Raw genomic sequence first — 21152 nt, 5'->3', positions numbered from 1 at the left:
TCAAGGGGCGATGGCGGACGGCCGGCAGGGCCCTGATGCGGGTGGTCGTCGTCTGGGCGGTCTCCACCCTGACCATGCTGGCCCTCGCCGGCATCCTGCCCGACTTCCAACTTCAGGGCACCGACGACAGCCTCACCAGGACGGCGATCACCGCGGCCTGGGGAGCGGGCGCCTTCGGCCTGCTCAGCGCGCTCGTCTGGCCCTTCCTGGTCCGCGCCCTGCTGCTCGTGCCCGCCCTGGTGCTCGGCCTGCTGGTCTTCTTCCTCAACGGCTCCCTGCTGCTGGTCGCGCTCAAGCTCACCCCCGACGGCGGAGGCGCCGCCAATCCAGAGAACGCCGTCGTGGTCGCCGCCGTCATGTCCGCCGTCGCGTCCGCGACCTCCACGGCCCTCGCCGTACGCGACGACGACGCCTACCGGCGCAGGCTGTCGCGCCTCGCGCAACGCCGGCGGCGCCGCAGCGGCGAGGACAGCGCGCGCCGCGCCCACCCGGCATCGCCCGGCACGCTCTTCCTCCAACTCGACGGTGTCGGGCACCAAGTGCTGCTCGACGCCGTCGCCGACGGGCACATGCCCACCGTCGCGGGCTGGCTGGGCGAGCGCCCGACGCACCGGCTCACCCCCTGGCGCACCGACTGGTCCAGCCAGACCGGCGCCAGCCAGCTCGGCATCCTGCACGGCAGCAACCACGATGTCCCCGCCTTCCGTTGGTACGAGAAGGAGAGCGGGCGGATCATGGTCAGCAACCGGCCGGCCAGCGCCGCGGAACTCCAGCGCCGGGCCGTCGAACGCACCCGCGACGCCGGGCTCCTCACCCTCGACGGCGCCAGCCGCGGCAACCTCTTCAGCGGCGGCGCCGACCAGTTGGCGCTCGTCCTGTCGATGGCCGCCCGGCGCGGCAGGGCCACCCGCTCACGGGCCGGCTACTTCGCGTACTTCACCGACCCGGCCAACGCCGTCCGTACGGCCGTCTCCTTCGTCGCCGAGGTCGGCCGCGAGATAGGCCAGTCGACGCGGGCCCGCGTCCGCGGCGACCGGCCCCGGGTGAGCCGGGGCGGGCTCTACCCCTTCATCCGGGCGTTCGCGACCGTCGTCGAGCGCGATGTCGTGGTCGCGGCGGTCATAGGGGACATGCTGGCCGGGCGCGCCGCCGTTTACGCCGACCTCGTCGCGTACGACGAGGTGGCCCACCACTCGGGACCCCACAGCCGCGACGCCACGCGCGTCCTGCGGCGGCTGGACCGCTCGATCGGGCTGCTGACCAAGGTCGCCGACCACGCGCCGCGCTCGTACCGTCTCGTGCTCCTCTCCGACCACGGGCAGAGCCCCGGCGAGACCTTCCAGGGCGTGTACGGGCTCACGCTCCGGGATCTCGTACGGGCGGGCTGCGGGCTGCCGGTGTCGCGCCGCGCGGTACGCACCAAGAGCGGCGCGGAGGCGCGGGACGCCGCCCGTGACGCCGTACGCACGGCGCTCCACCGCCCCGTCGAGGCGGGCCACGAGGGCGAGGCCGACGAGAAGCGCTCGGCGCGGGGGTCCGACCCGATCGTGCTGGCCTCGGGGAATCTGGGGCTGATCTCCTTCCCCGACGTCCCGGTGCGGATGAGCCGCGAGCAGATAGACGAACGCCACCCCGCGCTGCTGCGGACCCTCGCCAACCATCCGGGCATCGGCTTCCTGCTCGTCCGCAGCGAGGCGAACGGCTCCGTGGTGCTCGGCCCGGCCGGGGCGGAGATCCCCGTCGCCAAGCTGGACGACACGGGGCTGCTGGCCACGATGGGGCCGGGCGCCGCCGACGCGGTCCGGCGCACCGACACCTTCCCGCATGTCGCGGACATCATGGTCAACTCGATGTACGACCCGGCGACGGGCCGGGTGCACGCGTTCGAGGAACAGATCGGCTCCCACGGCGGCCTCGGCGGCGAGCAGTCCAACGCGTTCCTGCTGTCCCCCCTGACCCTGCCGCCGCCGGTCCCCGCGGACGGGGAACTGGTGGGAGCGGAACAGGTCCACGCGGTCCTGAACCACTGGCTGTACGACGGCCTCGGTCCGCAGATCCCCCTCGACCCGACACCTGCGACGGACAGCGCCCTCCAGGAGGAGCCGAAGCCGGCTCCGTAGGGCGTGCCCGGAAAGTCCCGGCAGGCGCGACGCCCGGCGCGCGGCCTTCCGGTGTCGGCCGGGCCGTCCGCGCACCGGCCGCCGCGTGCCCCGCCCGGCGCGCGGCCTCCCGGCGCCGTTTGCCGGGCAGGCCCCGGGCCGCCCGGCCTCCCGCGTCGTGGACCTGCACGGGTCGGCGTAACGCGTGTCCCCCGGGAGAGCGGATCTCGGGCTCTCGGCGGGCACCGTGGCGTTCGTGGGCACAGGATGCACGATCAGGAGGTCGTGCCCAGTGAACAGCGCCCCGGAAATCAACCGTGCCCGTCCGGCAGGACGGTCCGGACGGTCCGCCGTGCGGCTGGTCACGCTGCTCGTGCTCTGCGCCCTCCTGGGGATGTCGCTCGATTCCTGCGCGTCGGCCGCCCGCGGAGCCGAACCCCGCCCGGCCGCTTCGACCATGCCCGAGCCCGTGGGGGAGGGGCACCACGACACCGCGGTGGCCGCCCAGCCCACGTCGGCCAGGGGCGGACGCGGGGCAGGTCCGGGGCCCAGCAGGACCGGCCGCCCGGCGTCGCGCCCTCCGTACGGAGGAGCCTTCGCGCGGTCGGTCAAGGGACCGGTCGCGCCGCCGGCCGTCCGCTGTGTGGTGCTGCGCTGCTGAGAGGTCCGGCACGTCCGCGTGACCGTCGACCTCATCCAGCTGGTCAACCCCCATCGCACCGCGAGGACACAGCCATGCCCATCGACCCGTTCGCCGTACTCAACGCCCTGCTCCGCGCCGAGGCGTCACGTTCCACCGAGCACGAGGCCAAGGCCCCGACGGCCCCCTCGACCGCGCCCACTCCCGCCCCGGCCCGGCCGTCCGAGCCCCGCCGGGACACCCGCGACTGATCCCCCGACGTGGACCGGACCGGTCCGCCGGGTCACCGCCCGGCGGACCGGTCCGTCCTCAGCCCAGCGCCGACATCAGATACTTCGCCGTCGCCGGATCGGCCGGCAGGAACGTCTCGATCGCCAGCTCGGCCACCGTCACGTCCATCGGTGTGTTGAACGTCGAGATGGACGACAGGAAGGTCAGCACCTGGCCCCCGTGCTCGATCCGCAACGGCAGCGCGAAGTTCCCGAGTGCGAACGCCGCCGCGTCACCGTCCTCCCCGGCCCCGGCCCCGGCCCCGTCACCGCCGGAGTCGTCCGCCCCCTCCGGCGGCGGATACGCCGCGACCTCCTCGTACAGCGCCCGCACCGCGTCCGAGCGGTCGAGCGCGATCCGCCGCTCCATCTGGTCCAGCAGATGCGCCCGCCACTGCCGGAAATTGCGGACACGCCCCGCCGCCCCTTCCGGATGAAGGACGACCTTCATCGTGTTCACCGGCGGCACCAGCAGATGCTCGGGCACGCCTTCCATGATCAGGCCGAGGCCCCGGTTGGCCGCCACCAGGGTGTACGTCCCGTCGACCACAAGCGCCGGATACGGCTCGTACCCCCGCAGCAGCCGCTCCAGCGCCTCCCGCACCACCGCCATCGACGGGTCGTCCAGCGCGGTCTCGGTGAAGCGGGGCGCGTAACCGGCCGCCAGCAGCAACGCGTTGCGTTCGCGTACCGGCACGTCCAGACGCTCCGCGAGCCGCAGGACCATCTCCTCGCTCGGCCGGGCCCTGCCGGTCTCCACGAAGCTGAGGTGGCGGGCGGACGAGCCGGCGCGCAGGGCCAGCTCCAGCTGACTGATCCGGCGCCGTTCACGCCAGCGCCTGAGCAGCGGCCCGACCCCGGTCCCCGACGCGCGCGATGTCATACGTGGACGGTAGCCGCGCCCGGCGGGCGCCCGCGCCGGTCCCGTCTTCTGCGGGCTCTCCCCGGGTGGGGCAATCTGGTGGGTACGGGGCATTACAGGCGCGGCTGCCGTTTGCGGTCGTCGCCCTCGGGCACCCGGAAAGTCCACGGTCCGCCCGTCCGGCCGCCGCATCCGGTCGCATCCGGTGAGGAGTGACATGCGTAGCGAACTTCTGACAGAACTGGCGCAGCAGCTCAGGGTCGACTCGGTCCGCGCGGCCGACATGGCGGGTTCCGGCCACCCGACCTCGTCCATGTCCGCCGCCGATCTCGGCGCCGTCCTGCTGGCCAACCATCTGACGTACGACTTCGACCGCCCCGATCACCCGGGGAACGACCGGATGATCTTCTCCAAGGGCCACGCGTCGCCCCTGCTCTACTCCATGTATCTCGCGGCCGGTGCCATCGACGAGGCCGAGTTCCACACCTACCGCCGGGAGGGCAGCAGGCTCGAAGGCCACCCCACCCCCCGGCTGCCCTGGGTGGACGTCGCGACCGGTTCGCTCGGGCAGGGCCTGCCGCTGGGCGTCGGGATGGCGCTCGCCGGGCAGCGGCTCGGCAAGGTCCCGTACCGGGTCTGGGTGCTCTGCGGCGACAGCGAGATGGCCGAGGGCTCGATCTGGGAGGCCGCCGAACACGCCGGGCACGAGCATCTCGACTCGCTGACGCTGATCGTCGACGTGAACCGGCTCGGACAGCGCGGCCCCACCCGCCACGAGCACGACCTCGCCGCTTACAGCCGTAGACTGCACGCCTTCGGCTGGCACACCATCGAGGTCGACGGCCATGACATCGACGCGATCGAAGCCGCCTACGACGAGGCGCGCTCGACCATCGGCGAGCCGACGGCGATCATCGCCGGCACCATGAAGGGCCGGGGCGTCGCCTCCGTCGAGGACCGCGAGGGGATGCACGGCAAGCCCCTCCCGGACGCGGCGGGCGCCATCGAGGAGCTGGGCGGCCGGCGGTCCATGCGGGTCGAGGTGCGCAAGCCCGCGACGAGCGCCACCGACGCCCACCCCGGCGTCGGCCATCTGAATCTGCCGCGCTTCGACGAGGGCGACCAGATCGCCACCCGTGACGCGTACGGGCAGGCCCTGACCGCACTCGGCTTCGCGCGCGGCGACATCGTGGCGCTCGACGGGGAGGTCGGCGACTCGACCCGTACCGAGTTCTTCTCCAAGGAGCACCCCGAGCGCTACTTCGAGTGCTACATCGCCGAACAGCAGCTGATCGCCGCCGCCATCGGCATGCAGGCCTGCGGGCAGATCCCGTACGCCTCGACCTTCGCGGCCTTCCTGACCCGGGCGCACGACTTCCTGCGGATGGCCACGATCGGCGGGGCGTCGATCAGCGTCGTCGGCTCGCACTCCGGTGTCTCCATCGGCCAGGACGGGCCGTCCCAGATGGGGCTCGAAGACCTCGCCCTGTTCCGTGCCCTGCACGGCAGTACGGTGCTCCAGCCGTGCGACGCGAACCAGACGACCCGGCTCGTCGCCGCGATGGCCGAGCTGGAAGGCATCAGCTATCTGCGCACCCTGCGCGGGAAGACACCGGTCATCTACGGCTTCGACGAGCAGTTCCCGGTCGGCGGCAGCAAGGTGCTCCGGCACACCATCGACGACCGGATGACCCTCGTCGGCTCCGGGATCACCGTCCACGAGTGCCTCAAGGCGGCCGATCTGCTCGCCGAGGAGGGCATCACCGTACGGGTCATCGACATGTACTCGATCAAGCCGGCCGACGAGGTCACCCTCCAGGCCGCCGCGGCCGACACCGGCTGTCTGATCACGGTGGAGGACCACCACCCGCAGGGCGGTCTCGGCGACGCCGTCGCGGAGGTCTTCTCCGACGGCCGGCCCGCGCCCCGGCTGGTGCGGCTCGGCGTACGGGAGATGCCCGGGTCCGCGACGCCCGCCCAGCAGCTGCGTGCCGCCGGAATCGACGCCGATTCGATCGCCGCCGCCGTGAAGCTCCTGACGGGAACGGCGATGGTGCGCTGACGCGGACCGCGAACAGGCGCAGAACCACCACGGAAAGCGTCCGTTTGCGGACATCGGGTGATCGTCGCACGATGATGGGCAAGGCCCGCGGGACGGCTGCGAACACCGCCGTCCCGCGGGCCGAGACGTCGCCGAACGAGCAGGTCCAGCCGGGCCGGCTTCGGGAATCGGGAGAAGAGCATGCTTCTGCCGGACAAGGCCGGGCTCGCCCAGCTGCTGCGCCGCTACCGGACCTGGGAGCAGCTGGTTCTGCAGGAGCCGCAGAACCCGGCGCGACGGCGGCGGCTGGACGACGTCGCCTACACCCTGTGCGTGCTGATGGGCCACCGCACCGCCCATGAGGCGATCCGTGCGGCGGAGTCGTATCTCGGCAGAAGCCCCCGTGGCGACCGGGGTCTGCGGGGTCAGGGAATTCTGCGTAACCGTCGTCGCGACAGCAGCCGCAAAGAAAGGATGTGAACGGTCATGGCCGAATTCCTCACGGACATCAAGATGATTCGCGAGCGCGCCCGCCGGCAGATCGACAAGGGCCCGGTGACGGACGCCTACGGGGCGGATGTCGAGCGGGTCATCCAGGTGCTGAACGAGGCGCTGGCCACCGAGATCGTCTGCACACTGCGCTACAAGAGGCATTACTACACGGCGACGGGGCTCTACGCGGAGCCGGTCGCCGCCGAGTTCCTGGAACACGCAAAGGACGAGCAGGCGCACGCGGACAAGCTGGCCGAGCGGATCGTGCAGCTCGGCGGTGAGCCCGACTTCAACCCCGAGACGCTCACGAACCGTTCGCACGCGGAGTACGACGAGAGCCTGGACCTGATCGAGATGATCAAGGAGGACCTGGTGGCCGAGCGGGTGGCCATCACGTCGTACACGGAGATCGCCCAGTGGCTGGGGGCGGGCGACCCCACCACGCGCCGGGTCTTCGAGGACCTGCTCGCGCAGGAGGAGGAGCACGCGGACGATCTGCGGGCGCTCCTGGAACGGCTTCCGGGCAGCGCCAAGTCCTGACGGGCGCGCGGGCGGAACCGGGGCGACCCGGGGAGGCCGGCAGACCCGGGAAACGACACCGCCGTCGGCCGGTGAGCACTCAAGTGCCTTCCGGCCGACGGCGGTTCTGCGGCCGTCGGCGGTCGTGTCCGCCCGTCGGCAGTCGTCAGCGGTGGTCGCGCGGGGGTCAGTTCCCCACGGCGCGGCGCTTGCGCGCGGCCCACGTGATGCCCGCACCGGCCACGAGTATGACGGCGGCGGCGCCCGCGATCAGCGGCGTCGTGCTGGAGGAACCCGTCTCGGCGAGGTCGTCACCGGCGGGGCTCGGCTGCGAGGAGGGGACGGGCGCCTCGGCGGTCGTCTCGCTCGGCTCGGGCTTGGCCTCGGTCGGCGTGGGCTCGGGCTCGTCCGACGGCGGAGTCGTCGACGGCGTGGGCTCGGGCTCGCTGCCCTCGCAGACCGGAGCGGTCTTGGTGTCGTCGAGTGAACCGTCGTTGCCCGAACCGTCCTTCACCACGAGGTGGAGCGTCAGCTCCTTGTCGTGCTCGGGCAGTTCGATCTTCTTGTGGAACTCTCCACCGAACTTCTCGGTGGCCAGCAGTTCCTTGCCGTCGACACTCAGGGTCACCGTGTTCTCGGCGCTGGCGGTGTAGTTGACGAGATCGACGCTCACCTGCGAGCAGGTCACGGCCCAGGCCGGGGTGTGCGCCACCGCCGGGGCGGCGAAGAGGCCGACGCCGAGCGCACCCGCCGCCGCGACCGTCACGAGCGCCCCGGGGCGTCGCCACGATCTGTTGAATACAGTCACTGAATCCTCCGCGTTCACTTCGCCGCCGGATGACGGCGCGGGCGCACAGTATCGCCATTCGGGACCGACTCCCCACGCGCCCCTATGGACTTGACCGTCTCATGGGATGGATGTGCCCGAAATTGGTGCGCGCGCCACTTTGCTCGCTCCGGCCCCCTTGCCGCGCCCTTGCCTCGTTTGTAACTTGGCGCGGACGCCTCACTGCAAGCGCTTTCTATGCGGTGGCGCCGCCTGTCCGAGCCGTACCGTCCGAGCCGATGAGGTGAGCGGGATGCCCAAGCCCGGAACAACAGGAAGAACGGTGAGAAAACGACTGGCCGTTGCGGCGGGGGTGCTGCTCGTCTCGCTGCTCGTGCCATCCGCCGAAGCACGTGAGGACGGGCCGATCGCCGATCCGCTGCCCGACCCGACACTCTCCGAAATTGGCCTGGTTCTTGACGAATTCTCGACGCTGCCCAAGTCGGAGCCGGTGCCGCCGCCGACCGACGACCGGCTCAAGCGCTGGGCCCGGATCAACTTCGTCGGCGAAGTCCCCGACGGATCCGGCCGGTTGTACGTCCCCGATCTCAACGGCAAGCTGTATCTGCTGAACAGCGCGGGCACACCCACCGAGTACCTGGACGTCGGTACGGAGGCCGGCCCCGACTTCTGGTCCCACCAGGGCCTCGGCAGCGGCTTCGGATTCGTCGCCTTCCACCCGGAGTTCGCCGAGAACGGCACGTTCTACACCGTCCACACCGAGGCCAGGGACGCGCTCCGCAAACGCCCGGACCTGCCGTCCGGCGGAGTCACCGTCGTCCACAGCGTGGTCACCGAGTGGACCGCCGACGACCCGGCCGCCACGACGTTCAGCGGCTCGCGCCGCGAGGTGATGCGGCTCGGTTTCCAGAGCACCATCCACGACATCCAGGAGATCAACTTCAACCCCAACTCCCGCCCCGGGGACGAGGACTACGGACTGCTCTACATCGCCGCGGGGGACGGCGGAGCCGGCTGGCGCAGTTCGGTGCCGCAGGACCTGTACGTACCGCAGGGCAAGATCCTGCGCATCGACCCGGCCGGAGACAACGGCCCCGGCGGCAAGTACGGCATCCCGCCGTCCAATCCCTTCGTCCACCGGCAGTACGTGCTCGGCGAGATCTACGCGTACGGCTTCCGTGACCCGCACCGGTTCAGCTGGGACTCCGGCGGCAGCGGCCAGATGTTCGTGGGCAGCATCGGGGAGCACCGCATCGAGTCCGTGTACGACGTCAGGGCCGGGGACAACCTGGGCTGGAGCGACCGGGAGGGACCCTTCGAGTACCGCAAGGAGGGGAACCCGACCTGTGGTGTCTACCAACTCCCGGACAACGACGAGCAGTACGGCTACACCTATCCGGTCGCGGCCTTTGACCACGTACCGCCGCCGGAGACCCCGTGCGCGGACAGCGGCAACGCGCTGATCGGCGGTTTCGTCTACCGGGGCGCCGAGATACCCGAGCTGCGGGGCAAGTACGTCTACGGCGAAGGCGTCGGCGGCCGGATCTTCTACTCCGACGTGGCTGACATGCGCCGGGGCGGGCCGCTCGCCGAGGTCCATCAGTTCAAGGTCATCGACGAGACCGGCGCGACGACCTCGATGGCGGAGCTGGCCGGGGACGACCGGGTCGACCTGCGGTTCGGTACGGACCGCGACGGTGAGCTCTACGTCCTGGCCAAGGCCAACGGCAAGATCTGGAAGGTGACCGATGCGCGCTGACACATCGGGGCGGCGCAGGCTCGCCCTGACTCTCGCTCTTGCCACGACGCTGCTGGTGACGGCTTTCGCACCGGCGGGTGAGCCGGCGACGGACCGGACCGCCGGCACGGCGGCACCCCTGCCCCGCCCGGTCGCCGCGTACGACTTCGAGCACCCCGTCCCCGGCGACCCGGCCCGCGAAAGCGACCAGGGCAGCTCAGGCACCACGCTCGAACTCGTCAACGGCGGCGCCGAGTCACGCGTCACGGACGACAAGCGGCGCGGCGAGGTCCTGCGTACGCGGCAGGTCTCGCCCACGACCGCGAGCAACGACGACTGGAAGGCCGGCGTGTACGGCCCACAGGGCGTGCCGACCCTGAGCGCCTTCAACGGCGCACAGCAGACCACCGTCATGGGCTGGTTCAGGATGACCGCCGACAATCCCGCGCCGAACTCCAACACCGCCACGCCGGACGACCGTTACAACGCGATCGGCCTCGCCGGGATCCTCTCGGGCACATCGGGGGGCCACGACGTACGCGCCCTGCTCGAACTCATCACCGTCGGCGGGGAGATGAAGGTCGTCGCCCTCGGGCGCCGCCTGGACGGCGGGAGTTCACAGACGTTCGCCGCCGACGCCGACTGGCGGCGGATCCTGCCGCCCGGCAGATGGGTGGCCCTCGCCGCGACGTTCGACTTCGACACCGGCACGATGGCGCTGTACCGCGACGGCCTCCCGCTCCCCGGCCGGTACGTCACGCCCGGCGACCCCTGGGCGGTGGAGGGGCCGCCGGAGCCCGACACCGCGTCGCCCACCGATCCGCGCGGCATCAAGATCGGCGGCAGCTATCCGCAGAACACCCAGGAGGGCAATCCCTGCGACTGCCGGATGGACGACCTGATGTTCTTCGACCGGGTCCTCACACCGGCCGAGATCATGTCGCAGTACCGGCGGACGCGGGGATAATGGGGAGGGGAAACACAGGGCGACCAGTGGCATGAGGACCAGGCCCTGTCCCCGGACAGGGCCTGGAGAAATCGGGTGACCGTCGTGTGCCCCGGCCCCGGCCGGGTACGCGACGAGTCGTCCGTAGGACCCGATACGCCACAGTCCGGAGTCGAACGTGAGCCGTTCCCGCATTGTCGTCGTAGGAGCCGGATTCGCCGGCTTCCAAGCCGCCCGTACGCTCTGCCGGCGCGTACGGGACGAGGCCGAAGTCGTCCTCCTCAACCCGACCGACTACTTCCTCTACCTGCCACTTCTGCCCCAGGTAGCCGCCGGAATCCTGGAACCACGCCGGGTGACCATCTCGCTGACCCGCGTCCTGCCCCGGGTGCGACTCGTCCTCGGCGAGGCCGACCACGTCGACCTGGACAAACGGCTGGTGCGGTACTCGGGCCCCGAGGGCGAGAGCGGCGAGCTCAGCTACGACCGGCTCGTTCTCGCCGTCGGCAGCGTCAACAAACTCCTGCCGATCCCGGGTGTCGCCGAGCACGCGCACGGCTTCCGGGGTCTGCCCGAAGCCCTCTACCTGCGCGATCACGTCACCCGCCAGATAGAACTCGCCGCGGCCGGGGACAGCCCCGACAACCGGGCGCGCACCACCTTCGTGGTGGTCGGCGCGGGCTACACCGGCACCGAGGTCGCCGCCCACGGCAAGCTCTTCACCGACGACCTGGTCCGCAAGCAGCCCGGCCGGACATGCAAACCGGCCCCTCGCTGGCTGCTCATCGACATCGCGCCCAGGGTCCTGCCCGAGCTGGACCACAGGCTCTCCGACACCGCCGACCGCGTCCTGCGCCGGCGCGGCGTCGACGTCCGCACCGGCACGTCCGTCAAGGAGGCCACCGCGAAGGGCGTCCAGCTGGACGACGGGGAGTTCATCGAGACCCGGACCCTCGTCTGGTGCGTCGGCGTACGGCCCGACCCGCTGGTCGCCGATGTCGGACTGCCCGTCGAACGCGGCAGGCTGGTCGTGGATCCGCGGCTCAACGTGCCCGGCCACCCCGAGGTCTTCGCGTGCGGTGACGCCGCCGCCGTACCCGATCTGACCAGGCCGGGGGAGTTCACGCCCATGACCGCGCAGCACGCGACCCGCCAGGGCAAGGTGGCGGGCCGCAACGTCGCCGCCTCCCTGGGCTACGGGGAGCAGCAGGCGTATCGGCACCACGATCTCGGATTCGTGGTCGACCTCGGCGGGGTCAAGGCAGCCGCCAACCCCCTGGGGGTGCCGCTCTCCGGACCGGTGGCCGGCGCGGTCACCCGCGGCTACCACCTGGCGGCCATGCCGGCGAACCGGGTGCGCGTCGCAGCGGACTGGGTGCTCGACGCGGTGCTGCCGCGCCAGGCCGTCCAGCTCGGCCTCGTACGCTCCTACACCGTCCCGCTCGACACCTCGTCCCCCGAACTGGCCAGGGTCCCCGGCGGACCCCGTAAGGAGTGACCCCATGGCGAAGGAATCACTGTCACCGCAGGAGATCGACGACCGGCTGGCCGCGCTGCCCGAGTGGTCTCTGGAGGACGGGAAGATAACCCGGAACTACCAGCTCACCGACCACTTCGCCGCGACGGCGATGGTCGTGCACGTCGCCCGGATCCAGCAGGAGCTGAACCACCACTCCGATCTCACCCTCGGCTACAACACCGTCGACATCGCGGTGAACTCGCACGACGTGGGCGGGATCACCGATCGTGACTTCGATCTCGCCGCACGGGTCGAGGAGATCGCGCCCACGCACGGCGCGCTCTGAGCCCGGAAACCCGTGCTGGCGAGAAGGGCGCGCCTCTGATCTGGGCGGTGTGGACGCACTCGCCGGACTTCTCGACGGTCCCCGTGCCCGGGGCGCCTTCCTGCTGCGCATGGTGATGGAACCGCCGTGGTCCGTCCGGATCGAGGACCGGGCACCGCTCTGTCTGATGTGCGTCACACGCGGCGAGGCCTGGATCGTCCACGGCACGGATACGCCGCCCGTCCACGTACGCCCCGGCGACATCGCCATCGTGCGGGGCCCGCGGCCGTACACCGTCACCGATGCCCCGGGCAGCGCGCCGCAGGCCGTCATCGGCCCCGGCGGCACCTGCCACACGCTGCGCGGCGAACCGCTCGCGCAGTCGATGCGGCTGGGGCGTGTTTGAGAAGTAGCGTCGTCCGCCCATCGGGCGGGGCCCACGGCGTCTGGTGCGTGCGATCGCAAGGCGGAGGATCAGCCCCGTAGATGGACCGGACGTACTTGGATGACTCCGACAACGCAGCGAGCGCGCGTGCCAGGCGTCGTGGGCCAGACGGGACTTCTCAAACACGCCCTACGGCGGCTCGTTCGCGCTGAGCGCGGCGTTCAAGCGGGTACGGGGCATCAGCCCCCCAGGAACACCGGGCGGGCAAGCGGGACTTGGTGACCGGGGGACAACCCTGGAGACCTTCGGGTGCCGCCCCGGGTCCTGCTCCCCCGCCTCAGCGGTAGAGGGCGTCCACCTCGACGGTGTACGCCGTCTCGATCGCCTTGCGCTTGAGCTTGAGCGACGGCGTCAGCAGCCCGTGCTCCTCGCTGAAGGGATGCGCCAGGATCCGGAACGTTCGGATCGACTCGGCCTGTGACACCAGGGTGTTGGCCGCCACCACCGCGCGACGGATCTCCATCTCAAGATCCGGGTCGCGCACCAGGTCCACCGGTTTCAGCGGCGGTTTGCCTCGCATCGCCAGCCAGTGCTCCACCGCCTCCTGGTCGACGGTCACCAGCGCGGCGATGTACGGCCGGTCGTTGCCGACCACGATGCACTGGCCGACCAGCGGATGCGCCCGTACGCGCTCCTCAAGACCCGCCGGTGACACGCTCTTGCCGCCCGATGTCACCAGGATCTCCTTCTTCCGCCCGGTGATGGTCAGATAGCCGTCCTCGTCGAGCGCCCCGAGGTCGCCCGTGGCGAGCCAGCCGTCGCGCAGGACCGCTTCGGTGGCCTTCGGGTCGTTCAGATAGCCGCCGAAGACATGACCGCCGTGCAGCCACACCTCGCCGTCCTTGGCGATGTGCACGGTGGTGCCCGGGATGGGCTGGCCGACCGTCCCGTACCGGGTGCGCTCCGGCGGGTTGGCGGTGGCCGCCGCGCTGGACTCCGTCAGGCCGTAGCCCTCGAAGACCGTGACGCCGGCGCCCTCGAAGAAGAGACCGAGCCGCCGGTCCATCCCCGAACCGCCCGACATCGCGTGCCGCACCCGGCCGCCCATCGCGGCGCGCACCTTGGAGTACACGGCCTTCTCGAAGAACTGGTGCTGGATCCGCAGCCCCGCCGACGGACCGGGGCCGAGCCCGAACGCCTTGTGCTCCATCGCCTCCGCGTGCTTCACCGCCACATCAACGGCCTTGTCGAACGGGCCTGTCCTGCCCTCCCGTTCGGCCTTGCGGCGCGCGGCGTGGAAGATCTTCTCGAAGATGTACGGCACGGCCAGGATGAAGGACGGCCGGAACGCGGCCAGGTCCGGCAGCAGTTCACTCGCCCGCATCACCGGCTGGTGGCCCAGCTTCACCCGCCCCCGGATCGCTGCGATCTCGACCATCCGGCCGAAGACGTGCGCGAGCGGCAGGAAGAGCAGCGTCGACGCCTCGTCGCCGCGCCTGGAGTGGAAGACCGGCTCCCAGCGGGCGATCATCGTGTCCGTCTCGAACATGAAGTTCGCGTGCGTGATCACACAGCCCTTGGGCCGGCCGGTGGTGCCCGAGGTGTAGATGACCGTGGCCGTGGAGTCGGGCGTGACCGCCCGGCAGTGCCGGTGGACGACCTCGTCGTCGATCTCGGCGCCCGCGCGGGTGAGTTCGTCGACGGCCCCGGCGTCCAGCTGCCAGAGCTTCTTGAGCCGGGGGAGACGGTCGATCACCGAGCCGACGGTCATCGCGTGGTCCTCGTGCTCGACCACGCACGCCGACACCTCGGAGTCGTACAGCATCCAGAAGACCTGCTCGGCGGATGAGGTCGGGTAGACCGGCACGGACTGGGCGCCGACCGACCAGAGCGCGAAGTCGAAGACCGTCCACTCGTACCGGGTACGGGACATGATCGCGACCCGGTCGCCGAACCGGACCCCCTGGGCCAGCAGCCCCTTCGCCAGAGCCAGTACCTCGTCGCGGAACTCGGCCGACGTCACGTCGTGCCAGCTGCCGTCGGCGTCCTTGCGGCCGAGCGTGACACGGCCCGGGTCGTCCAGCGCATGATCGAATACGACGTCCGCCAGCCCGCCCGCATGGGGCGCAGACGCCATGGGTCGGACAGTGAACTCGCGCAATGACCTGCTCCTTGTGGCTCCGCACGGCGCCGTGACGGTACCCCAAGGGGCAGCCCGGCGGGAGGGGGTGGACGCAAGTGGCACCTTGCGGTATCGGTGCAGGTCAGAGGCCGGAAGCCGGAGTTGAGAAGAGACTCGGGACACGCTTCTGACCGAAGAGTAAGTGTGCCTTGGGGGAATCTCCACCGAATCTGTACGGGGCGATTACGCACCCCGCCCCGGGAAAAGGCTTGGCCTGTACCAGTGCCTCGGTCTGGCGGGTTCTTGTCGGTCAGCGTGCGTCTGCCGGGCGGTGCAGCCGGTCGCCGCCCGCCAGGATGGCGTCGGCGAGCGCGTCCGCCGGGCTCCGGTCCGACGCTCGCGCGGTCCGTCCTGCCTGCTTCCGGCCGTGCAGCAGCACGAAGTCCACGCCGCCGAGATCCGGCAGCGCCGCGCGGGCCGGTACCGGCACCAGGCCCGGTGGGATCAGCCCCCGGGTGTGCGCCATCACGCCGAGACCCGCCCGCGCCGCCGCGATCAGCCCGCTCAGGCTGGCGCTCGTACAGGCGATGCGCCACGCGCGGCCGTCCGCCTCCAGCACCTCCAGCGCGCGGGCGCGGGTGATGCCGGGCGCCGGGAACAGGATCAGCGGCACCGGACGCTCGGGGTCGATCCGCACGTGCGGCGCCCCGATCCAGACCAGCGTGGACTGCCAGACCAGCTCGCCGTGCGTGTCACCGCCCCGGCGCTTGGCCAGCACCAGATCCAGCTCGCCGGCCGCCAGCCGCTCGTGCAGCGTGCCGGACAGTTCGACGGTCAGCTCCAGATCGACCTCGGGGTGATCCGTGCGGAACGACTCCAGGATCTCGGGCAGCCGCGTCAGGACGAAGTCCTCGGAGGCGCCGAAACGGAGCCTGCCGCGCAGCCGGGTCCCGGAGAAGTACTCGGCCGCCCGCTCGTGGGCCGCGAGGATCGTACGGGCGAAGCCGAGCATGGCCTCGCCGTCCTCCGTCAGCTCCACACTGTGCGTGTCCCGTGTGAAGAGCTGCCGGTCCCCGGCCGCCGCCTCCAGCCGCCGTACGTGCTGGCTGACGGTCGACTGCCGTACGCCGAGACGCCGCGCGGCCTGCGTGAAGCTGAGGGTCTGCGCCACCGCCAGGAACGTGCGGAGCTGCGCGGGGTCGTACATGTCGTACATGCGGCCCAGGGTAGCCCGGGTCATCGCGGATCATGATGACAGTCAGAGCCGTATGCGGGATTCCCGATCAAGCTCGGTCCCTGGATCATGGAGAGCGCGCGATCCGTCCCGGAACACGGACCAAGATCCGGCACGCGTACGAGATCCAGAGCACAGCAAGAGCCAGTGGAGCACATGAACCGCCGCCGTACGCCGCCCCCGTCGCCCCCGTCGCCCCCGTCCCCCCGGTCCCGGCGGCTGCCGTTTCGGCTGCCCCTCGACCCGTACATCCTCGCCCTCCTCGGCACCGTCGCCCTCGCGGCACTGCTGCCCGCGTCCGGCACCACGGCGGACGTCGTCGGCGGGGCGTCGACCGGCGCGGTCGCGCTGCTCTTCTTCCTGTACGGCGCCCGGCTCTCGACCCGTGAGGCGATGGACGGCCTCAAGAGCTGGCGGCTCCATCTGACCGTCCTGGCCTGCACGTTCCTGATCTTCCCGGTGCTGGGGCTGGCAGCGCGCGGGCTCGTGCCCTACGTCCTGACACCCGAGCTCTACAACGGGCTGCTCTTCCTCTGCCTGGTCCCGTCGACGATCCAGTCGTCCATCGCCTTCACGTCCATGGCACGGGGCAACGTCCCCGCGGCGATCTGCGCCGGGTCCTTCTCCAGCATCGCGGGCATCGTGGTGACACCGCTGCTCGCCGCCCTGCTGCTCGGCGGCGGCGCGAGCGGGTTCTCGCCCGACTCGCTGCTGCGGATCGTGGCGCAGCTGCTGCTGCCGTTCGTGGCGGGGCAGTTGCTACGGCGCTGGGTCGGCGGCTTCCTCGCCCGCCACCGCACACTGCTGGGCCGGGTGGACCGCGGCTCGATCCTGCTGGTCGTCTACACGGCCTTCAGCCAGGGCATGGTCGCCGGCATCTGGCACCAGGTCACTCCGGCGCGGCTCGGCGCGCTGTTCGCGGTCGAGGTGGTGCTGCTCGCGGCGATGCTGACGATCAGCTGGTACGGCTCGCGGCGGCTGGGCTTCGGCAGGGCGGACCGGGTGGCGATCCAGTTCGCGGGCTCGAAGAAGAGCCTCGCGGCCGGGCTGCCGATGGCGAGCGTGCTGTTCGGAGCGCAGGCGAGCCTGGCGGTACTGCCGTTGATGCTGTTCCACATGGTTCAGCTGGTGGTCTGCGCGGTGATCGCCAAGCACCGCTCGAAGGACAGGCCTGAACCCCTCACGGGACCGCCTGAACCCCAACTGACCGAACCGGCCCGGCCCGCCTCATCGGCGAGTGAGCCGAAGGGGCGCGCCGGTGTCGAAAGGGAGAGCGCGCAGAGGCCCCGAGGAACGAGGGGCTGAGCACGGTCGACCGTCGACACCGGCTCAAAGCGCCCCGGAGCAGAACCGAGCCCCCAGAAAGAGGGGGACCAGACCCGGCCGGCGCAGGGGGCGCTCCCCGCCGGCCGGGTCCTTATCCCGTGTATCCCGTGCAGCGGCAGCGCGTCACACCTCGCTGTGGAGGGCGATGCGGTCGTCGCCGGCATACACGTTCATGGAGGGGCCGCGGAGGAAGCCGACGAGAGTCAGCCCCGTCTCCGCGGCGAGGTCGACGGCGAGCGACGACGGTGCGGAGACCGCCGCCAGGACCGGGATTCCGGCCATCACCGCCTTCTGGGCGAGTTCGAAGGACGCCCGCCCCGAGACCAGCAGGATCGCCCGCGAGAGCGGCAGCAGGCCTTGCTGGAGCGCCCGTCCGACGAGTTTGTCGACGGCGTTGTGGCGGCCCACGTCCTCGCGGATGTCGAGGAGTTCGCCGGTCTCGGAGAAGAGGGCCGCGGCGTGCAGACCCCCGGTCCGGTCGAAGACCTGCTGTGCCGCCCGCAACCGGTCGGGGAGGCCGGAAAGCAGAGCCGGTTCGACCCGGACCGGGGGAGTGTCGGCGATCGGGAACCGGGCCGTGGTGCGTACGGCGTCGAGGCTGGCCTTGCCGCAGAGGCCGCACGACGACGTGGTGTAGACGTTGCGCTCCAGCGTGATGTCCGGCAACGGGACGCCGGGCGCGAGCTGGACGTCCACCACGTTGTACGTGTTCTTGCCGTCGTCCGTCGCCCCGGCGCAGTACACGATCGACCGGACGTCGTCGGCCGAGCCGAGGACGCCCTCACTGACGAGGAATCCGCTCGCGAGCGCGAAGTCGTCTCCGGGGGTGCGCATGGTGATGGCGAGCGGCTTGCCGTTCAGCCGGATCTCCATGGGCTCCTCGGAGACGAGGGTGTCGGGACGGGTGGTGATGGCACCGTCCCTGATGCGGATGGTGCGGCGGCGTTCGGTGACCCGTCCCATGTCGATCCTTCCTGTTCCTCGCTCGGTCGCGTACTGCTCGGGCTAGTGCTGCTGCGCGTGCTGGTAGCCGAAGCGGCCCTTGATGCACAGGTTGCCGTGGGTCACCGGATTGTCGTGCGGTGAGGTGACCTTGACGATCTCATTGTCCTGTACGTGCAGGGTGAGGTTGCAGCCCACGCCGCAGTACGCGCAGATGGTGGTGGTCTCCGTCTGCGCCGACTCGTTCCAGGTCCCGGCCTCGCGCATGTCGAATTCCGACTTGAAGCTGAGGGCGCCCGTGGGGCAGACCTCAATGCAGTTGCCGCAGTAGACGCACGCGGATTCCGGGAGCGCCACGGCGTGTTCGGTGGAGATACGGGCGTCGAAGCCGCGGCCGGCGACGGAGATGGCGAAGGTGTTCTGCCACTGGTCGCCGCAGGCGTCCACACACTTGTAGCAGAGGATGCATTTGTCGAGGTCCCGGACGTAGAGATCGTTGTCGATCTTCGGTGTCTCGTTGACCCGGGCGGCGTCGGGCCCGAACCGGTCGGGCTTCGCCTCGTACTCCTTGATCCATTCGGCCGCGCGCGGTGTCGTGGAGAGGTCGGTGGACGAAGCGAGCAGTTCCAGGACGACCTTGCGGCTGGTCCGGGCGCGCTCGGAGTCCGTCTTCACCTCCATGCCGGCCTCGGCGCGGCGCGAGCAGGCCGGGGCGAGCGTACGGGCGCCCTCGACCTCGACGACGCAGACCCGGCACGCGTTCTTCGGGGTGAGCGTGTCGCCTTCGCAGAGCGTCGGGATGTCCTTGCCGGCGGCCCGGCAGGCGTCCAGGATCGTGGACCCCTCGGGGACCCGGACGGGTTCGCCGTCGAGTGTGAACTCAAGGAGCCGGCGCGGCAGTTGAAGAGGTATGACGGTCACTTGAAAGCCCCCAGACGGTCGATGGCGGACTCGACGGCATTCCACGCGGTCTGTCCCAGACCGCAGATGGAGGCGTCGCGCATGGTCTGACCGACCTCGCGCAGCAGCGCGACGTCGTCGGACGCCTCGGCGCCCGTACGGTCCTTGATGCGGTGCAGCGCTTCCTCCTGGCGGACGGTGCCGACCCGGCAGGGCACGCACTGACCGCAGGACTCGTCGCGGAAGAACTCGGCGATGCGCAGCAGTGTCCGGGGCAGGCCGACGGTGTCGTCCATGACCAGGATCACGCCGGAGCCGAGGGTGGTGCCTGCGGCCCTGGTCCCCTCGAAGGTGAGCGGGATGTCCCGCTCGTCGGGCCGTACGAATCCGCCCGCCGCGCCGCCGAGCAGGATCGCCTGGATCTCGGTCGGGGTGCCCGCGAGGTCGAGGAGATCACCGAGCGTGGCGCCGAACGGCAGCTCGTAGATGCCGGGCCGCTCGACGCTGCCCGAGACGCAGAACAGCTTGGGTCCGGTGGAGTTGGCGGTGCCGATCGCCGCGTACGCCTCGGCCCCCATCGTCAGGATGGGCAGCACGTTGATGAGCGTCTCGACGTTGTTGGCGGCCGTCGGCTTGCCGAACAGCCCCTTCTCGACCGGGAACGGCGGCTTGGAGCGCGGTTCGCCGCGGAAGCCCTCGATGGAGTTGAAGAGGGCCGTCTCCTCACCGCAGATGTAGGCGCCGGCGCCCCGGCGGATCTCGATGTCGAACGCGTAGCCCTGGCCGAGTACGTCGTCACCGAGGAAGCCGCGCAGGCGGGCCTGGGTGATGGCGTTCTCCAGGCGGTGCAGGGCGCGCGGGTACTCGCCGCGCAGATAGAGGTAGCCGACATGGGCGCCGGTGGCGTAACCGGCGATGGTCATGGCCTCGATCAGGGCGAACGGGTCGCCCTCCATGATCACCCGGTCCTTGAAGGTGCCGGGCTCCGACTCGTCGGCGTTGCAGACGAGGTAGTGGGGCCGGTCGGGCTGGGAGGCGGTGGCCTGCCACTTGCGCCCGGTGGGGAAGGCCGCGCCGCCGCGGCCGAGCAGCCCGGAGTCGGTGACCTCGCGGATCACCCCGGCGGGTCCGATGTCGAAGGCGGTCCGCAGGGCGTGGTAGCCGCCGTGCGCCCGGTAGTCGTCGATGCTGTACGGATCGACGACGCCGATCCGCTGGAGCAGCATCAGGCCCTCCTGCCCGGCCTGCGGTACGGCCAGGGCGGCGGAGGGCTCATCGGGGGCGTCCTCCGGAGCCGTGGCGGCCTCGACCAGTGCGTCGACGGTGGCGGGGCCGACGACGGCGAACGCCTGCCGCCGTGGGGCGGGTTCGGCGGACGATCCGTTGGGGTGCGCCCGCAGGGGCGTGACCACCGCGCCGTTCGGGGCGAGGTCGGCCCGGATGGGCGTGACAGCGGAGCCGTCGGCGTCCGCGGTCTCGTCGGTCTGGCCGGCGAGGCGCGCGGGCGCCGCGGCGACGACGTCCCTGAGCCGGGGGTCCCGCTGCGCGGGGACCGTGTCGGACGGGGTGCCCGCCTGCAACACCAGTGCGGCCGGGGCCCGTTCGCACAGGCCCAGGCACGGGCTCGGCTGCCATACGACGCCGTCCGCCGCCGAGCCCGCGGCACCTATGCGTTCCTCCAGGTCCGCGCAGAGCTTCGCGGAGCCGTTCCCCGCGCACGCCAGGTCGGTGCAGACGTGCAGCACCTTGGCGGGCCGGGGCTTGACCGCGAACATGGCGTAGAACGTGGCCACGCCGTACGCCTCCGCCGGCGGCACCGTGAGCCGGCGGCAGAGGTAGGCGAGCGCGCCCTCGCTGATCCAGCCCACGCGGTCGTTGATGGCATGCAACCCCGGCAACAGCAGGTCGCGCCGTTCGCGTGCCTCGCGACCACCGCGAGCCCAGCGCAGATCCGTGTCCGAACGGTCTTCCGCGCCTTCCCACGCCGACGTCGCGGGGCCCAGCAGCGAGTCGACCGCCGCCCGTTCCTCGTCCGTCGGTTTGCTGTCACCGAAGTGCAGGTCCAC

Annotated in this window: 18 protein-coding genes and 1 pseudogene; 12 read left to right on the top strand and 7 right to left on the bottom strand. The window is 71.2% G+C overall.

Going from position 1 to position 21152, the window contains the following annotated elements; translation table 11 throughout:
* The first annotated feature begins 35 nt into the window (after positions 1-35).
* From OIE74_RS06290 to OIE74_RS06280, 3 genes are all read left to right on the top strand, one after another.
* Positions 36-2120: a phage holin family protein gene (locus OIE74_RS06290; protein WP_443076342.1), complete on the top strand. Its 2085-nt coding sequence runs from the start codon at positions 36-38 to the stop codon at positions 2118-2120.
* 271 nt (positions 2121-2391) lie between these two features.
* Positions 2392-2760: a hypothetical protein gene (locus OIE74_RS06285; RefSeq protein ID WP_329379258.1), complete on the top strand. Its 369-nt coding sequence runs from the start codon at positions 2392-2394 to the stop codon at positions 2758-2760.
* Between the two features lie 74 nt (positions 2761-2834).
* A complete protein-coding gene (locus OIE74_RS06280; protein ID WP_329379256.1) occupies positions 2835-2990 on the top strand; it encodes a hypothetical protein in 156 nt (51 codons plus the stop codon).
* Positions 2991-3048: 58 nt separating this feature from the next.
* On the opposite strand, the gene OIE74_RS06275 is transcribed toward OIE74_RS06280, so the two are convergent.
* On the bottom strand, positions 3049-3891 hold the full coding sequence (locus OIE74_RS06275) for a helix-turn-helix domain-containing protein (protein WP_329379254.1): 843 nt from the start codon (positions 3889-3891) through the stop codon (positions 3049-3051).
* 196 nt (positions 3892-4087) lie between these two features.
* Between OIE74_RS06275 and OIE74_RS06270 the strand changes: the two genes are divergently transcribed.
* The 3 genes from OIE74_RS06270 (at position 4088) to OIE74_RS06260 (ending at position 6943) form a co-directional block, all read left to right on the top strand.
* On the top strand, positions 4088-5932 hold the full coding sequence (locus OIE74_RS06270; RefSeq protein ID WP_329379252.1) for a transketolase: 1845 nt from the start codon (positions 4088-4090) through the stop codon (positions 5930-5932).
* A gap of 180 nt (positions 5933-6112) precedes the next feature.
* Positions 6113-6391 (top strand): DUF5133 domain-containing protein, encoded by a 279-nt coding sequence (locus tag OIE74_RS06265; RefSeq protein ID WP_329379250.1) that lies wholly within the window; start codon positions 6113-6115, stop codon positions 6389-6391.
* A gap of 6 nt (positions 6392-6397) precedes the next feature.
* Positions 6398-6943, top strand: a complete 546-nt coding sequence (locus OIE74_RS06260) for a ferritin-like domain-containing protein (protein WP_329379248.1) — start codon at positions 6398-6400, stop codon at positions 6941-6943.
* A 166-nt stretch (positions 6944-7109) separates the two neighbouring features.
* On the opposite strand, the gene OIE74_RS06255 is transcribed toward OIE74_RS06260, so the two are convergent.
* Positions 7110-7730 carry an LAETG motif-containing sortase-dependent surface protein gene (locus OIE74_RS06255; protein WP_329379246.1) on the bottom strand — a complete coding sequence of 207 codons (621 nt, stop codon included), beginning with the start codon at positions 7728-7730 and terminating at the stop codon, positions 7110-7112.
* A 301-nt stretch (positions 7731-8031) separates the two neighbouring features.
* Here OIE74_RS06255 and OIE74_RS06250 point away from each other — a divergent pair, with 301 nt between their 5' ends.
* The 5 genes and pseudogenes from OIE74_RS06250 to OIE74_RS06230 form a co-directional block, all read left to right on the top strand.
* Entirely contained in the window at positions 8032-9468 is a 1437-nt protein-coding gene (locus OIE74_RS06250; RefSeq protein ID WP_329379244.1) for a PQQ-dependent sugar dehydrogenase, read from the top strand.
* Positions 9458-10414 (top strand): LamG-like jellyroll fold domain-containing protein, encoded by a 957-nt coding sequence (locus tag OIE74_RS06245; protein ID WP_329379242.1) that lies wholly within the window; start codon positions 9458-9460, stop codon positions 10412-10414. Before OIE74_RS06250 ends, OIE74_RS06245 begins: the two co-directional genes overlap by 11 nt.
* Positions 10415-10571: 157 nt before the next feature.
* Positions 10572-11891: an NAD(P)/FAD-dependent oxidoreductase gene (locus tag OIE74_RS06240; protein ID WP_329379240.1), complete on the top strand. Its 1320-nt coding sequence runs from the start codon at positions 10572-10574 to the stop codon at positions 11889-11891.
* A 4-nt stretch (positions 11892-11895) separates the two neighbouring features.
* Positions 11896-12198, top strand: coding sequence for a 4a-hydroxytetrahydrobiopterin dehydratase (locus OIE74_RS06235; RefSeq protein ID WP_329379238.1), 303 nt, complete (start codon positions 11896-11898; stop codon positions 12196-12198).
* A gap of 49 nt (positions 12199-12247) precedes the next feature.
* A pseudogene (locus OIE74_RS06230) lies at positions 12248-12574 on the top strand (cupin domain-containing protein); the annotation flags it as partial.
* A gap of 325 nt (positions 12575-12899) precedes the next feature.
* Here the strand turns inward: OIE74_RS06230 and OIE74_RS06225 are convergent.
* Both OIE74_RS06225 and OIE74_RS06220 read right to left on the bottom strand, forming a co-directional pair.
* Positions 12900-14699: an AMP-dependent synthetase/ligase gene (locus OIE74_RS06225; protein ID WP_329379235.1), complete on the bottom strand. Its 1800-nt coding sequence runs from the start codon at positions 14697-14699 to the stop codon at positions 12900-12902.
* A gap of 295 nt (positions 14700-14994) precedes the next feature.
* A complete protein-coding gene (locus OIE74_RS06220) occupies positions 14995-15891 on the bottom strand; it encodes a LysR substrate-binding domain-containing protein (protein WP_443076341.1) in 897 nt (298 codons plus the stop codon).
* A 183-nt stretch (positions 15892-16074) separates the two neighbouring features.
* Here OIE74_RS06220 and OIE74_RS06215 point away from each other — a divergent pair, with 183 nt between their 5' ends.
* Positions 16075-17223, top strand: coding sequence for a bile acid:sodium symporter family protein (locus OIE74_RS06215; RefSeq protein ID WP_329392187.1), 1149 nt, complete (start codon positions 16075-16077; stop codon positions 17221-17223).
* A 144-nt stretch (positions 17224-17367) separates the two neighbouring features.
* Here the strand turns inward: OIE74_RS06215 and fdhD are convergent, their stop codons facing one another.
* From fdhD to OIE74_RS06200, 3 genes are read right to left on the bottom strand one after another with little or no spacing between them, the layout of a single operon-like run.
* A complete protein-coding gene (fdhD, locus tag OIE74_RS06210; RefSeq protein WP_329379234.1) occupies positions 17368-18207 on the bottom strand; it encodes a formate dehydrogenase accessory sulfurtransferase FdhD in 840 nt (279 codons plus the stop codon).
* Between the two features lie 42 nt (positions 18208-18249).
* Positions 18250-19107, bottom strand: a complete 858-nt coding sequence (locus OIE74_RS06205; protein WP_329379232.1) for a 2Fe-2S iron-sulfur cluster-binding protein — start codon at positions 19105-19107, stop codon at positions 18250-18252.
* Positions 19104-21152, bottom strand: a complete 2049-nt coding sequence (locus OIE74_RS06200; RefSeq protein ID WP_329379230.1) for an NAD(P)H-dependent oxidoreductase subunit E — start codon at positions 21150-21152, stop codon at positions 19104-19106. Before OIE74_RS06200 ends, OIE74_RS06205 begins: the two co-directional genes overlap by 4 nt.

This window comes from Streptomyces sp. NBC_01716 (assembly GCF_036248275.1).
GTDB lineage: Bacteria > Actinomycetota > Actinomycetes > Streptomycetales > Streptomycetaceae > Streptomyces.
This window is presented reverse-complemented; position numbering and strand designations above follow the sequence as displayed.

Coding starts and splice junctions, on each gene's coding strand:
- OIE74_RS06290 (WP_443076342.1), top strand. CDS start 36: ATGCGGGTGGTCGTCGTCTGGGCGGTCTCCACCCTGACCATGCTGGCC.
- OIE74_RS06260 (WP_329379248.1), top strand. CDS start 6,398: ATGGCCGAATTCCTCACGGACATCAAGATGATTCGCGAGCGCGCCCGC.
- fdhD (WP_329379234.1), bottom strand. CDS start 18,207: ATGGGACGGGTCACCGAACGCCGCCGCACCATCCGCATCAGGGACGGT.
- OIE74_RS06270 (WP_329379252.1), top strand. CDS start 4,088: ATGCGTAGCGAACTTCTGACAGAACTGGCGCAGCAGCTCAGGGTCGAC.
- OIE74_RS06220 (WP_443076341.1), bottom strand. CDS start 15,891: ATGTACGACCCCGCGCAGCTCCGCACGTTCCTGGCGGTGGCGCAGACC.
- OIE74_RS06265 (WP_329379250.1), top strand. CDS start 6,113: ATGCTTCTGCCGGACAAGGCCGGGCTCGCCCAGCTGCTGCGCCGCTAC.
- OIE74_RS06225 (WP_329379235.1), bottom strand. CDS start 14,699: ATGGCGTCTGCGCCCCATGCGGGCGGGCTGGCGGACGTCGTATTCGAT.
- OIE74_RS06215 (WP_329392187.1), top strand. CDS start 16,075: ATGAACCGCCGCCGTACGCCGCCCCCGTCGCCCCCGTCGCCCCCGTCC.
- OIE74_RS06275 (WP_329379254.1), bottom strand. CDS start 3,891: ATGACATCGCGCGCGTCGGGGACCGGGGTCGGGCCGCTGCTCAGGCGC.
- OIE74_RS06245 (WP_329379242.1), top strand. CDS start 9,458: ATGCGCGCTGACACATCGGGGCGGCGCAGGCTCGCCCTGACTCTCGCT.
- OIE74_RS06235 (WP_329379238.1), top strand. CDS start 11,896: ATGGCGAAGGAATCACTGTCACCGCAGGAGATCGACGACCGGCTGGCC.
- OIE74_RS06280 (WP_329379256.1), top strand. CDS start 2,835: ATGCCCATCGACCCGTTCGCCGTACTCAACGCCCTGCTCCGCGCCGAG.